Genomic DNA, 13688 nt, shown 5'->3' with positions numbered 1-13688 from the left:
CCGTGAGGCCTGCCCGAGGCGAGCCGCAAGGTGCCCGGAAATTCGGAAATGTCGCGCTATCTTGCTTCGAGTGATCCAGGCCATCGGACTGACCAGCAACACCCGCAAGGCGCGTCCGCCCGCCGTCGACGACGTGTCCTTCGAGGCGCGCGCGGGCCACGTCACAGGGCTCCTCGGGGCCCCGGGCGCGGGCAAGACGACGGCGCTGAAGCTCATGCTCGAACTCCAACAGGGCCGCGGGGTCACCTACTTCCGCGGTCGGCCGCTGCATCGGATCGCTCATCCCTCACGCGAGGTCGGCGTGCTCATGGGCGAGGTACCGGGCCATCCCGCGCGTACGGTCCGCGGTCAACTCCGCATGCTGTGCGCCGCCGCCGGCGTGCCCGTGCGTCGCGCCGACGAAGTGCTCGAGGTGGTCGGGCTCGTCAGCCTCCGCGACGAGCGCCTGGGCGCGCTCTCCCGCGGCATGGACCGACGACTCGGACTGGCCTGCGCGCTCCTGTCCGACCCGCACACCCTCGTGCTCGACGATCCGGCGGACGGCCTGTGCGCCAGGGAACGCCGTTGGCTGCACGGGATTCTGCGCGCACACGCGACACAGGGCGGCACGGTGCTGTTCACCACGGACGACCCCAAGGAGGCCGCGCGGACCGCCGACCGGGTCGTCACGCTGGAGCAGGGCCGCCTCGTCGCCGACCAGGAGGCCGCGGACTTCGCCCGCACGCGGCTCCGGCCCAGGGTCGCCGTCCGCAGCCCGCACGCCGCCCGGCTCGGCTCCCTGCTGACCAAGGAGGCCCGCACGGCGCAGCGCTCCGTCGAAGTCGTGCGCGAGGAGGGCAACCGGCTCTCGGTGTACGGCAGCACCTGCGCCGACGTCGGGGAGATCGCCTTCCGGCACGGCATCCTCGTACACCAACTCGCCGACGAGACAGGTGACATGGGGCCCGCGCCGACCGAATCCGCCGAAGAGGGCGAGCACCGGACCGAGGAGCCGCCGTCCGAGACGGCGGACGCGAACGGCCTCTCCCCCCTCCCGCCGCCCATCTCCGTACGCCAGGCCCCGAGCCCGCTGCGTCCTCTGCGCTACGAACTGCGCAGAGCGGCCGGTGTCGGCACCGGCTACCTCGCGGCGGCCGCCGTTCTCGTCACCTCGGCCCTCCTGTCCGTCCTCCTGGCCAGAATCGGTCACACGCCTCAGCCGCGTCTGCTGGCGGCGTGGCCGCGGGAACTCCCGCTACCGCCCGCCGCGCTCGGCGCCGGGCTGCTGGGTGCCGTCGCCTTCGGCGAGGAGTTCCGCCATCCCGCCCTGGCCACGGACCGCGGCACCGTCCCGCGCCGCCTGGGACTGCTGACCGCCAAGCTCCTCGTCGCCTCGGGCACCGCGCTGATGCTGGCGTTCCTCACGGTGGGATGCGACCTCGAAGTGCTCTACCTCGTCTACGGACGGGAGCTCACCGGAGTTCCGTCGGACTGGCTTTCGCTGAGCGCGAGTTGGCTCGGCCTCGTGGTGGGCTGTGCGTGGGCGGGCGTGCTGGCGGCGGGCATCTTCCGGTCCACCGCCGCCGGGCTCGCGGCGGTGCTCGCCGTGCCGATCGTCGTCGTACCCCTCGTACAAAAGGTCTCGCAGGGGCCGTCTGTGCGGACGGCGGCCGGGTTCCCGGAGCGGCTTCGGGAGCTCGTCCTCATGCAGTGGCCGTTCGGTGGGGAGCGTTACCTGGCGGCCGGTGTGCGGGTGCTCGCCCAACCTGTGGGCGGAGCACTGATGTTGTCGCTGGCCGCTCTGCTCTGCGCATATCTGCTCACGACCCTGCGGAGCCGGGTCCGATGACGACTGTCCGCGCCCTTCCGTTCCCCCTGTGCGCACAACTCCCCGAAGAACGCCCATTTCTTTCCGATAAGGCGTCAATTGCGACGGGGTGAGCGATCACCCTTTCGTGTGCTTTTCACCAAAGACCTCAAGGGAGTTGGGGTCTGCGCCGACAAAAGACCCGTGAGTACCCTTGCGCAGACCATGATGACCGCCGCCCGTTCCTCAGACTCCGGCCTGGCCGGACCGGGCGAACTCGACCGTTACCCCTATGCCGACGCCCCCGGTGTCGACCGCGTGGGCGCCCCTGTGTGGGAGAGCGCCGAGCCGGAGCTCGGCCGCGTAGGCCGGCGCGCCGCGGGCAGCCGCGGACGCGGACTGCACGGCCAACTCGTCCAGCAGCTCGGCCAGATGATCGTCTCCGGAGACCTCGGCGCGGACCGTCCGCTCGTCCCCGAGGAGATCGGCCAGCGGTTCGAGGTCTCCCGGACCGTCGTCCGTGAGTCGCTCCGCGTCCTGGAGGCCAAGGGGCTGGTCAGCGCCCGCCCGAACGTCGGCACGCGCGTGCGTCCCGTCAGCGACTGGAACCTTCTCGACCCGGACATCATCGAGTGGCGGGCCTTCGGGCCGCAGCGGGACGACCAGCGGCGTGAGCTGAGCGAGCTCCGCTGGACCATCGAGCCGCTCGCCGCGCGCCTCGCGGCCGGACACGGGCGCGAGGAGATCCAGCAGCGGCTCGGCGACATGGTCGAGATCATGGGCCACTCCATGGCTCAGGGTGACGCCCTCACGTTCTCGCGGGCCGACGCCGAGTTCCACTCCCTGCTGATCCAGCTCGCGGGCAACCGGATGCTGGAGCACCTCTCAGGGATCGTCTCCGCGGCCCTCCAGGTTTCCGGCAACCCGGTCACCGGCTGTGACCGGCCGAACGACGCCTCGCTGGGACACCACGCCCGCATCGTCGACGCCCTCGCGGCTGCCGACGGTGCCGCGGCCGAGACGGCCATGCGGCAGCTGCTCACCGTCCACCCCGAGGTGGAGCGTGTCGTGCCCGCGCCGCGCGAGCACTGATCGCGCACCGAGGGTGACGCGGTCCGGAGTGTGTGCGCGTCCGTGGCATCGCCAGGCCGGCGAACCGTCGCCCGTCGGGACCCCACCGAATCCTTCGTGGATTCGGCGGGGTCCCGACGGTGCGACTGGGTGACGGATCATGACCTGACCTGGTCTGACAGGATCTGTCGCCTTTTGAACGCTTACGGGGTGTGACTCGGGCCACGCAGATTGGGCGTAACGCTCTTCCGGGCAGCGCGATGACCTAAGAGGTGATAGCCGAGGAGGGAATACAGACGCCGTGTCCGGCGCTGTGCATCTTCCCGGCCCCCGCCCGCGCCGTCGGCCCATCCCCAGTCGGCGGTCGTCGGTTCCTGTCCGTAACGGACGGGGCCGGAAGCCGTTTTCCTACGTTCCGAGAGGTTGTTCGTGTCGGCCAGCACATCCCGTACGCTCCCGCCCGAGATCGCCGAGTCCGTCTCTGTCATGGCGCTCATCGAGCGGGGAAAGGCTGAGGGGCAGATCGCCGGCGATGACGTACGTCGGGCCTTCGAAGCTGACCAGATTCCGGCCACTCAGTGGAAGAACGTACTGCGCAGCCTCAACCAGATCCTCGAGGAAGAGGGTGTGACGCTGATGGTCAGTGCCGCGGAGCCCAAGCGCACCCGAAAGAGCGTCGCAGCGAAGAGTCCGGCCAAGCGCACCGCCACCAAGACCGTGGCGGCCAAGACGGTGACCGCCAAGAAGGCCACCGCCACCGCGGCTCCGGCTGCCCTCGCCGACGATCCGGCCGAGGACGCGTCCGCCGGCAAGGCCGCCGCCAAGAAGACGGTCGCCAAGAAGACCGCCGCCAAGAAGACGGTCGCCAAGAAGACCGCCGCCAAGAAGACGAGCGCCAAGAAGGACGACGCCGAGCTCGTCGACGACGAGGCGACCGAGGAGACCCCGGCCAAGGCCGGTGCCGAGGAGCCCACCGAGGACGGCGCCCAGGGCTTCGTCCTGTCCGACGAGGACGAGGACGACGCGCCCGCGCAGCAGGTCGCCGCCGCCGGTGCCACCGCCGACCCGGTCAAGGACTACCTCAAGCAGATCGGCAAGGTCCCGCTGCTCAACGCCGAGCAGGAGGTCGAGCTCGCCAAGCGCATCGAGGCCGGTCTGTTCGCCGAGGACAAGCTGGCCAACGCCGACAAGCTCGCTCCCAAGCTCAAGCGTGAGCTGGAAATCATCGCCGAGGACGGCCGCCGCGCCAAGAACCACCTCCTGGAGGCCAACCTCCGTCTGGTGGTCTCCCTGGCCAAGCGCTACACCGGTCGCGGCATGCTCTTCCTGGACCTCATCCAGGAGGGCAACCTCGGTCTGATCCGCGCGGTCGAGAAGTTCGACTACACCAAGGGCTACAAGTTCTCGACGTACGCCACCTGGTGGATTCGTCAGGCGATCACCCGCGCCATGGCCGACCAGGCCCGCACCATCCGTATCCCGGTGCACATGGTCGAGGTCATCAACAAGCTCGCGCGCGTGCAGCGTCAGATGCTCCAGGACCTGGGCCGTGAGCCCACCCCGGAGGAGCTGGCCAAGGAGCTCGACATGACCCCTGAGAAGGTCATCGAGGTCCAGAAGTACGGCCGTGAGCCCATTTCGCTGCACACCCCGCTGGGCGAGGACGGTGACAGCGAGTTCGGTGACCTCATCGAGGACTCCGAGGCCGTCGTCCCGGCCGACGCGGTCAGCTTCACGCTCCTCCAGGAGCAGCTGCACTCCGTGCTCGACACCCTGTCCGAGCGCGAGGCGGGCGTCGTCTCGATGCGCTTCGGTCTCACCGACGGTCAGCCGAAGACCCTCGACGAGATCGGCAAGGTGTACGGCGTGACCCGTGAGCGGATCCGCCAGATCGAGTCCAAGACCATGTCGAAGCTGCGTCACCCGTCGCGCTCCCAGGTGCTGCGCGACTACCTCGACTAGGCCTCGGCCGCACGTCATTCGAGGGCCCGACTCCCGCTGGGGGGTCGGGCCCTCGACGTATGCGCGGAATGCGTGTCCGCACTCACTGGATCACTCTGGGTTTCCACGACCGTCCCAGAGTGAGGAGCGCGCATGCGCCGTCCCTACGTCCCGGTGCTGGCCCTTGCGGCCGCCGCAGCGGTGATACCGCTGACGACCGCCGTACCGGCGGCCGCCGACAGCGTTGTCATCGGAAGTCACCCGGTCGAGATCTCCGAGAGTCCGTGGACGGTGGCGGTGGCCAGCCGTGACCGGTTCGGGGGTACGCGAGGGGGCCAGTTCTGCGGAGGAGTGGTCGTCGGTCCGACCACGGTCCTGACCGCGGCCCACTGCCTGGGTGACGACGTGCTGGGAGCGCCGCCGCGCCAGGCACGCGACCTGAAGGTCATCTCCGGGCGCGGGGACCTCCTGTCCAGTGACGGCAAGGAGATCCCTGTCCGCGACATCTGGGTCAATCCGCAGTACGACAGTGATACGAACGCCGGGGATTTCGGTGTGCTGACGCTCGCCGAGCCGCTGCCCGCCGCGTCCGTGATCCGCATGGCGCCCTCCGGGGACCCGGCGTACGAGCCGGGGACCGCCGCCGTGGTCTACGGCTGGGGCGACATGACGGGCGGCGGCGACTACGCGCGCAGCCTGCGGGCCGCGGATGTCCACGTGCTCCCCGACGCCTCGTGCGAGCAGGCCTATCCCGGCAGTGCGAGCGGGACCTACGACGCGGTGTCCATGGTGTGCGCCGGGGAGCCGACGGGCGGCCGTGACGCCTGTCAGGGGGACAGCGGCGGGCCGCTGGTCGCCCAGGGGCGCCTCATCGGCCTGGTGTCGTGGGGGATCGGCTGTGGACGCGCCGACAGCCCGGGTGTCTACACGCGGGTCTCGGAGGCCGTCCAGGCGCTCGGTGAGCGCCGCTGACCGCTTCCGTCGATGCGGTACGAGTGTGGGCGGTCACTCCCTGTACCCAGGGGGTGACCGCCCACTCACCGGCCTGTCGCCGGCACCCGCTCGTCGTTGATGCGAAGGTCAGTGTTCTTCGTCGTTGACGCTTTCCGGAACGGACGTCAGCCGCTCCGTCTCGTCCTGTATCTCAGCGGCGATCTTCTTGAGTTCCGGCTCGAACTTGCGACCGTGGTGGGCGCAGAAGAGCAGTTCTCCGCCGCTCAGGAGGACGACGCGCAGATATGCCTGGGCGCCGCAACGGTCGCAGCGGTCAGCGGCCGTCAGCGGGCTCGCGGGGGTCAGAACAGTAGTCACGTCGCCTCTTCTCTAGCTCGACGAGCTGTCGTACCAGGGTCAACATCCAACCAGGCCGAAAACGTTCCCGCTCGCGGCTTTTCCTCGAAATTTTCTTTCGAGCCGGTTGCTGCTGCCGGTTGGCGGCGAATGAGCCGTATTGCGTGTCTTCGTGTCTGTACGGGTTCGCGCTGTCTGTCGGGTGTCGGTCCTCCCGGCTGGATTGCCGGTTGTTGATGAGGACGTGCCCGGAGCCTAAATGGTTCATGCCTGGAAGGGAACGTGATATGTACTTCACTCCATCGAGGGATCGAACACCCATGCGATCCTGGACTAGTGTGGGTTTAGTGCGAGGGTGGCGTTACAACGGCTCTACCAGGCCTCGGTACCCTCTGAGCGGCGACCGAAGCCGGGCCCTTACCCAAAAGGGTCCCCCCTGAAATTCAGCGAGGAGCGAACCGCGTGACCGCCGAGACGTCCGTGCCGTCCACAGCGCTGCTGACCGGAGCAGACCGGGACGGTTCCAACTACACCGCGCGGCACCTGCTCGTCCTTGAGGGGCTCGAGGCAGTGCGGAAGCGCCCGGGCATGTACATCGGGTCGACCGACAGCCGCGGCCTGATGCACTGCCTCTGGGAGATCATCGACAACTCCGTGGACGAGGCCCTCGGGGGCTACTGCGACCACATCGACGTGACCCTGCACGACGACGGCTCCGTCGAGGTGCGGGACAACGGCCGTGGCATCCCCGTCGACGTGGAGCCCAAGACCGGCCTCTCCGGCATCGAGGTCGTCATGACCAAGCTGCACGCCGGCGGAAAGTTCGGCGGCGGCTCTTACGCGGCTTCCGGTGGTCTGCACGGCGTGGGCGCCTCCGTGGTGAACGCGCTCTCCGCCCGTCTGGACGTCGAGGTGGACCGCAGTGGGAACACCCACGCCGTGAGCTTCCGCCGGGGCACCCCGGGAGCCTTCAAGGCCGACGGCCCCGATGCCGCCTTCGAAGCGACGAGCGGGCTGCGCAAGCTCAAGCGGATCCCGAAGACCCGTACCGGCACGCGCGTGCGCTACTGGGCCGACCGCCAGATCTTCCTCAAGGACGCCAAGCTCTCCCTGGAGCACCTCCACCAGCGCGCCCGCCAGACGGCCTTCCTGGTGCCGGGCCTGACCATCGTCGTCCGTGACGAATTCGGGCTGGGTGACGGCGGCAGCAAGGGTGAGGAGTCGTTCCGCTTCGATGGCGGAATCAGCGAGTTCTGCGAGTACCTGGCCGCCGACAAGCCGGTCTGCGACGTCCTCCGGTTCTCCGGACAGGGCACCTTCAAGGAGACCGTCCCGGTGCTCGACGAGCACGGGCAGATGACTCCGACCGAGGTCACCCGTGAGCTCGGCGTCGATGTAGCGCTGCGATGGGGCACCGGCTACGACACGAACCTGAAGTCGTTCGTGAACATCATCGCCACGCCCAAGGGCGGTACCCATGTCGCCGGCTTCGAGCAGGCCGTCGCCAAGACGATGAACGAGGTCCTGCGCGCCAAGAAGCTGCTGCGGGTCGCCGAGGACGACATCGTCAAGGATGACGCGCTGGAGGGCCTCACGGCCGTCGTCACGGTCCGTCTCGCCGAGCCGCAGTTCGAGGGGCAGACCAAGGAGGTCCTCGGTACCTCGGCCGCCCGCCGCATCGTGACGAACGTGGTGACCAAGGAGCTCAAGGCGTTCCTGACCTCCGCGAAGCGGGACGCCGCCGCGCAGGCGCGCGTCGTCATGGAGAAGGCCGTCGCCGCCGCTCGTACGAGGATCGCCGCCCGTCAGCACAAGGACGCGCAGCGCCGGAAGACGGCTCTGGAGTCCTCCTCGCTGCCCGCCAAGCTCGCCGACTGCCGCAGCGACGACGTGGAGCGCAGCGAGCTGTTCATCGTCGAGGGGGACTCCGCGCTGGGTACGGCGAAGCTGGCCAGGAACTCCGAGTTCCAGGCGCTCCTGCCGATTCGGGGCAAGATCCTCAACGTTCAGAAGGCGTCCGTGACGGACATGCTGAAGAACGCCGAGTGCGGTGCGATCATCCAGGTCATAGGAGCGGGTTCCGGGCGGACCTTCGACATCGACACGGCGCGTTACGGGAAGATCATTCTTCTCGTCGACGCCGATGTGGACGGCGCGCACATCCGGATTCTGCTGCTGACGCTGTTCCAGCGCTATATGCGGCCCATGGTCGAGGCCGGGCGGGTGTTCGCGGCGGTTCCGCCGCTGCACCGGATCGAGCTCAGCCAGCCCAAGAAGGGGCAGGACAAGTACGTGTACACGTACTCGGACCGTGAGCTGCGGGAGACGGTGCTCGAGCTGCAGCGCAAGGGTGTGCGCTACAAGGACTCGATCCAGCGGTACAAGGGCCTCGGCGAGATGGATGCCGATCAGCTGGCCGAGACGACGATGGATCCGCGGTTCCGGACGCTGCGCCGGATCAACATCTCCGACCTGGACGCATCCGAGCAGGTGTTCGATCTGCTGATGGGGAACGATGTGGCTCCGCGCAAGGAGTTCATTTCGAGCTCGGCCGCGACGCTGGATCGGTCGCGGATCGACGCGTAGCCCTTCGGGGTTCTCGCGGTGCCGGTTCGGTGTGGGTCGGGGCCGTGCCGGTACATCCCAGTCCGTCGCCGCTGGATCAGACGTGGGCTTCCTGGGGAGCCGCTGCTCGATCCGGGCGTGAGCGACGGACATGGGGGATGTACCTGCACGGCTCTTTTCCGTGCGCTGGCCGCTGCGGGTGCGTGGGGGCTGGGGCGTGATCGCTCCCATGTGTGGGAAGGGCTGGCGCGGAGGGGGCGACAGTCGCTCGGGGATGGCCGCCCGGGGCCGGGGTTTGTGCGTCGGCGGGGGCTCCACCTCTGGGTGGAGAGGTGGGGCGTGGGAGATCCACCTACGATCCACCCCGGCTCCGATCTGCTGAGGGCGCGATTTCCGTAGCGTCGTCGGTGTCGGCAGCGCTCGCTGCGGACACCCGCTCCCCGCTGACGGAGGCCGCGCATGTCCGGGCTCATCAATACCGTGGTGATCTGCGCCGTTGCCGCTCTGGTGATCGCCCGCCAGTTCAGTGCGCGCCGGATCGACACGGACAGGCGCTGGTGGATCGTGCCCGCCGTTCTCGCCTTCATGGCACTGCGCGGCCCCGGGGTGATCGACCCGCACCACGAGGTCGAGGCGTCCCTCCTGCTGGGCACCGAGCTGCTGACAGGTCTCGCCATCGGAGCCGGCTGGGGGTGGACGACCCGGATATGGACGGCGCCGGACGGCGCCGTGTGGAGCAGGAGCACCAAAGCCGCCGGCGTCATCTGGGTCGCGGGCATCTGTCTGCGCCTCGGTCTGTTCGGCATCGGAGTTCTGCTCGGCGTGCGCCAGGACTCCTCCGCCCTGTTGCTCGGCCTGGCGGCCACCCTGCTGGTCCGTTCCGGGCTGCTGGCCTGGCGGGCGCGGTCCCTGCACCCGTCGGCGTACGAGCGGGGTCCGGCGTACGGTGACGGCGTGGCGGCCCCGGCCTGGCGGAAGGAGCGCGTGTGACGGACACCGCGTGGACGCGCTGGCCCTCCCGCGAGGCCCTCTCCCGAGTGGGCGTGCACAAGGCCCGCCGCCTGCTCACCCGGGTGTCGCGCGCCATCGCCCTCGCCGTGATCGTCGCGACGACGCTCACGAACACGGAGCTGCACGGTTGGGCCCTCGCCGGCGGAATCGCGGGAATCGTGGTGTGCGGGTTCCTCGCCTGGGGGTTCTGGCGGACCACGCTGGAGCATCGCCTGCTGCCGTCTCTGGGGCTGCTCGCTCTGCTGCTGACGACCGCGGCGGTGGGGCAGGGTGTGGGCTTCCGGATTCCGGCGCTCGTCCTGTGGTGCGGGTGCGCCGTCAGCGCCATCGAACGGCTGCCGCTCGCGGCGGCGCTGCCCGCCACCGCGGTGGCACTGAGCGCGTACGCGGCGGTCAACGACGACGTCTGGTTGACCACCGCGGCCACCACCGTGGGGCTGGCTCTCGCGGGGTATGTGCTGCGTCTCGACGCGGAGGCGCGGGGAAGCGCGCAGCGGCTGCTGGCGCAGGAGCGCGCGGCCCGGGCGGCCGAGACGGAGTCGGCGGCGCTCGCGGAGCGCGCGAGGATCGCGCGGGAGATCCACGACGTGCTGGCGCACAGTCTCTCGGCGCAGCTCGTGCATCTGGAGGCGGCGCGGCTGCTCATCGAGAGGGGGGCGGACCGGGAGACGATCCTCGAACGGGTCGTGGCGGCACGGGGAATGGCCCGTGAAGGGCTCGCCGAGACCCGGCAGGCACTCTCCGCGCTCCGGGGCGAGATGTCTCCGCTGGAGGACTTCCTCGGCGAACTCGTCACGGCCACCGACGGCGCCGATGTCACCGTGACGGGTGAGCGTCAGCCGCTTCCGGCGGAGGCCTCCCAGGCGGTGCGCAGAGTGGCGCAGGAAGCGCTGACGAACGCGCGCAAGCACGCTCCGGGCGCCATGATCCACATACGGCTGGACTACGGCCCGCACGAAGTGACGCTGGACGTACGGGACTCGGGTGGAATGCCGGGCGAACTCAGCGGGTCGGGCGGCGGGTACGGTCTGCTGGGCATGCGGGAGCGTGCCGAGCTGCTGGGCGGCTCACTGGATGCCGGGCCGGGCGAGGAGGGGTTCGTGGTGACGTTGAAGGTGCCGGTATGACCGAACGGCAGGGAGGCAGGAAGCCGGCGCGCGTTGTGGTCGCGGACGATCAGACCGTCGTGCGCGAGGGCATCGTGATGTTGCTGGGACTGCTGCCGGGGATCGAGGTCGTCGGAGCGGCCGGTGACGGGGACGAGGCGGTGGAGCGGGTGGCCGAACTTGCTCCGGACGTCGTGCTGATGGACCTGCGCATGCCCCGCTGCGACGGGGTCGAGGCGACCCGGCGCATCCGTGCCGAGTACCCCGGGACACAGGTCGTCGTGCTCACGACGTTCGCGGACGACGAGTCGCTCTTTCCCGCGCTCCGAGCCGGAGCCCGCGGCTACCTGACCAAGGACGCGGGAGGCGACGAGATCGTGCGGGCCGTGGAAAGCGTGCTCTCCGGGGACGCGGGGCTCTCGCCGAGCATCCAGCGACGGCTGCTGGAGCGGCTGTCGGAACCCGAACCCGAGCCTGGCCCGCCGGCGGAGGCGCCGGACGGCCTCACCTCGCGCGAGACCGAGGTGCTCCTGCTGATCGCCGAGGGCCTCAGCAACCAGGAGATCGCCCGCAGGCTGCATGTGTCCACGGCCACCGTGAAGACCCACATCAACAATCTCTTCGCCAAGACCGGTCTCAAGGACCGTGCTCAGGCAGTCCGTTACGCCTATGGGAAGGGTCTCGTACGGCCGCCGGCGGGATGACGTCACCTGATGGGGTGAAGAGCGCGGAGAGAAGAGTCCGGGATCTTCCCGATCTGCCCATCCTTGGGCACGCGGCCGAAACGGGTCGCGGACAAGGAGAGTTCGGTGGACAAGCACGACGGCGGCGGCAATGGGGAGGTCCGGTTCGACGACCCCTGGTACGACGCGCTCGCTTCCGGCTGGGGTGAGTTGGACGGCACGGGCGCGCTCGCTCCCGCCGTGCCGGCCGCCCGCTCGGAGCACGACGGACGGACGGGCGGGGCGGCCGACGTCTATCTGGAGGTGCAGCGCAGTGCCGCCTTCCAGGAAGTGCGCGGCCGGTACCGCAGGTTCGTGATTCCGGCCGGCGCCGTCTTCTTCACCTGGTACGTGGGATATGTGGTGACCGCGACGACGGCGCCGGGGTTCATGGCGCGGCCCGTCGTCGGTGTGGTGAACGTGGCCCTGCTCGCGGGGCTCGGGCAGTTCCTGACGACGTTCCTGCTCACGTGGGCGTACGCACGGCACGCGCGGCTGCGCAGAGACCGGGCCGCACTGGATCTGCGCTGGGACACCCAGGAGCTGACGCGGAACGCCAGAGGTGGTGAGCGGTGAGCGGCAACCATCAGACGCTGGCGCTGCTGCTGTTCAGCGCGTTTGTCGCGGTGACGCTGGCGATCACGACGTGGGTGAGTCGCAACCGGCATGGTTCGGCTGAGGAGTTCTATGTCGGCGGGCGGTTGTTCTCGCCGATGGAGAATGGTTTTGCCATTTCAGGGGACTATATGTCGGCCGCTTCCTTCCTCGGTGTGACGGGACTCATCGCGCTGTACGGCTACGACGGGTTGCTGTACGTCGTGGGATTTCTGGTGGCCTGGCTGGTCGTTCTGTTCCTGGTCGCCGAACTGGTGCGCAACTGCGGGCGGTTCACGCTCGCCGATGTCGTCGCGGCTCGAATGGACGAGCGTCCGGTGCGGATCGCGGCCGGAACTTCTTCGGTGATGGTGTCCGTTCTCTATCTGGTGGCACAGATGGTGGGTGCGGGCAGCCTGGTCTCGCTGCTGCTGGGAGGCACGAGCGAGGCGGCGCGCAACTGGACGGTGATCGGTGTCGGCGCGCTCATGGTGATCTACGTGTCGATGGGAGGGATGCGGGCGACCACCTGGATCCAGATCGTCAAGGCCGTTCTGCTGCTGAGCGGGGCCGCCGTGCTCACCGTGATGGTCCTGATGCGGTTCCACGGGGACGTCAACGAACTGCTGCGTTCGGCTGCGGGGCGCAGCGGCCACGGCAAGGCCTTCCTCGCACCGGGGTTGAGGTACGGCGGTGACTGGACCTCGCGCTTCGACTTCATGAGCCTCGGGCTCGCTCTGGTGCTCGGTACCGCCGGACTGCCGCACATCCTGTCGCGCTTCTACACCGTGCCGACGGCGCGCGCCGCGCGGCGCTCGGTGGTGTGGTCGATCGGGCTGATCGGCGGCTTCTACCTGATGACGATCGTGCTGGGCTTCGGCGCGGCCGCCATCGTCGGTCCGGAGGCGGTGCGCGGATCGAACGCCGCGGGGAACACCGCGGTTCCGTTGCTCGCCCTCGACCTGGGCGGCGGCGTCAACTCGACCGGGGGAACAGTCCTGTTCGCGATCGTCGCCGCCATCGCCTTCGCCACCATTCTCGCGGTCGTCGCCGGAATCACCCTCGCGTCCTCGGCCGCCGTGGCCCATGACCTGTACGCCTCGATGCGTCGCCGCCACGCGAAGCCGCACAGTGAGGTCGCCGTGGCGCGTACCGCGTCGGTCGGCATCGGCGTGATCGCCATCGCCCTGGGCCTCCTCGCCCGCGATCTCAACGTGGCCTTCCTGGTGGGCCTCGCCTTCGCGGTCGCCGCGTCCGCGAATCTGCCGGTGCTGCTGTACTCCCTGTTCTGGAGGTCCTTCACGACGCGGGGTGCCGTATGGGCCGTATACGGCGGCCTGGGTCCGGCGCTGTTGCTCGTGCTGCTGTCACCGGTGGTGTCGGGGAGCCCCGAATCGCTGTTCCCGGGAGTGGACTTCCAGTTCTTCCCGCTCCAGAACCCGGGCCTCGTCTCGATTCCCCTGGGCTTTCTCGCGGGCTGGCTCGGCACCGTGACTTCGGCGGAGCCGCCGGACGAGGCCAAGCACGCCGAGATCGAGGTCCGCGCGCTCACGGGCGCCGGGGCCGTCTGAGGGCGTCCTGAGGGGCGTAGGCGGCCACCCT

The 13688-nt window shown here is 69.4% G+C and carries 11 protein-coding genes; 10 read left to right on the top strand and 1 reads right to left on the bottom strand.

Annotated elements, in window-relative coordinates:
• Window positions 1-70: 70 nt before the first annotated feature.
• From OOK38_RS04185 to OOK38_RS04170, 4 genes are all read left to right on the top strand, one after another.
• The gene (locus tag OOK38_RS04185; protein WP_266763419.1) at window positions 71-1828 is read left to right on the top strand and encodes an ATP-binding cassette domain-containing protein; all 1758 of its coding nucleotides are present in this window, start codon (window positions 71-73) and stop codon (window positions 1826-1828) included.
• A 162-nt stretch (window positions 1829-1990) separates the two neighbouring features.
• Complete coding sequence (locus OOK38_RS04180; protein ID WP_266763420.1) at window positions 1991-2878, top strand: FadR/GntR family transcriptional regulator; 888 nt, start codon at window positions 1991-1993, stop codon at window positions 2876-2878.
• A gap of 408 nt (window positions 2879-3286) precedes the next feature.
• Entirely contained in the window at window positions 3287-4819 is a 1533-nt protein-coding gene (locus tag OOK38_RS04175; protein ID WP_266763421.1) for an RNA polymerase sigma factor, read from the top strand.
• Window positions 4820-4951: 132 nt separating this feature from the next.
• Window positions 4952-5770, top strand: a complete 819-nt coding sequence (locus OOK38_RS04170; RefSeq protein ID WP_266763422.1) for a serine protease — start codon at window positions 4952-4954, stop codon at window positions 5768-5770.
• A 108-nt stretch (window positions 5771-5878) separates the two neighbouring features.
• On the opposite strand, the gene OOK38_RS04165 is transcribed toward OOK38_RS04170, so the two are convergent.
• On the bottom strand, window positions 5879-6109 hold the full coding sequence (locus OOK38_RS04165) for a hypothetical protein (RefSeq protein ID WP_266763423.1): 231 nt from the start codon (window positions 6107-6109) through the stop codon (window positions 5879-5881).
• Between the two features lie 441 nt (window positions 6110-6550).
• On the opposite strand from OOK38_RS04165, the gene OOK38_RS04160 reads away from it, so the two are divergent.
• The 6 genes from OOK38_RS04160 to OOK38_RS04135 all read left to right on the top strand — a co-directional run bounded on the left by OOK38_RS04160 (window position 6551) and on the right by OOK38_RS04135 (window position 13657).
• Window positions 6551-8674 carry a type IIA DNA topoisomerase subunit B gene (locus tag OOK38_RS04160; RefSeq protein WP_266763424.1) on the top strand — a complete coding sequence of 708 codons (2124 nt, stop codon included), beginning with the start codon at window positions 6551-6553 and terminating at the stop codon, window positions 8672-8674.
• Window positions 8675-9112: 438 nt separating this feature from the next.
• A complete protein-coding gene (locus OOK38_RS04155) occupies window positions 9113-9643 on the top strand; it encodes a DUF1453 domain-containing protein (RefSeq protein ID WP_266763425.1) in 531 nt (176 codons plus the stop codon).
• Window positions 9640-10791, top strand: a complete 1152-nt coding sequence (locus OOK38_RS04150; protein WP_266763426.1) for a sensor histidine kinase — start codon at window positions 9640-9642, stop codon at window positions 10789-10791. Before OOK38_RS04155 ends, OOK38_RS04150 begins: the two co-directional genes overlap by 4 nt.
• Window positions 10788-11474, top strand: coding sequence for a response regulator transcription factor (locus tag OOK38_RS04145; protein ID WP_266763427.1), 687 nt, complete (start codon window positions 10788-10790; stop codon window positions 11472-11474). The genes OOK38_RS04150 and OOK38_RS04145 overlap by 4 nt, the downstream gene beginning before the upstream one ends.
• A 105-nt stretch (window positions 11475-11579) precedes the next feature.
• Window positions 11580-12068 carry a DUF485 domain-containing protein gene (locus OOK38_RS04140; RefSeq protein WP_266763428.1) on the top strand — a complete coding sequence of 163 codons (489 nt, stop codon included), beginning with the start codon at window positions 11580-11582 and terminating at the stop codon, window positions 12066-12068.
• Window positions 12065-13657: a cation acetate symporter gene (locus OOK38_RS04135; RefSeq protein ID WP_266763429.1), complete on the top strand. Its 1593-nt coding sequence runs from the start codon at window positions 12065-12067 to the stop codon at window positions 13655-13657. The genes OOK38_RS04140 and OOK38_RS04135 overlap by 4 nt, the downstream gene beginning before the upstream one ends.
• Window positions 13658-13688 lie beyond the last annotated feature (31 nt).

Origin of the sequence: Streptomyces sp. NBC_00568 (assembly GCF_026341855.1) — a bacterium.
Taxonomy (GTDB): Bacteria; Actinomycetota; Actinomycetes; order Streptomycetales; family Streptomycetaceae; genus Streptomyces.
Note: the sequence above shows the minus strand (reverse complement) of the source record. Positions and strands in the feature narration are given on the sequence as shown.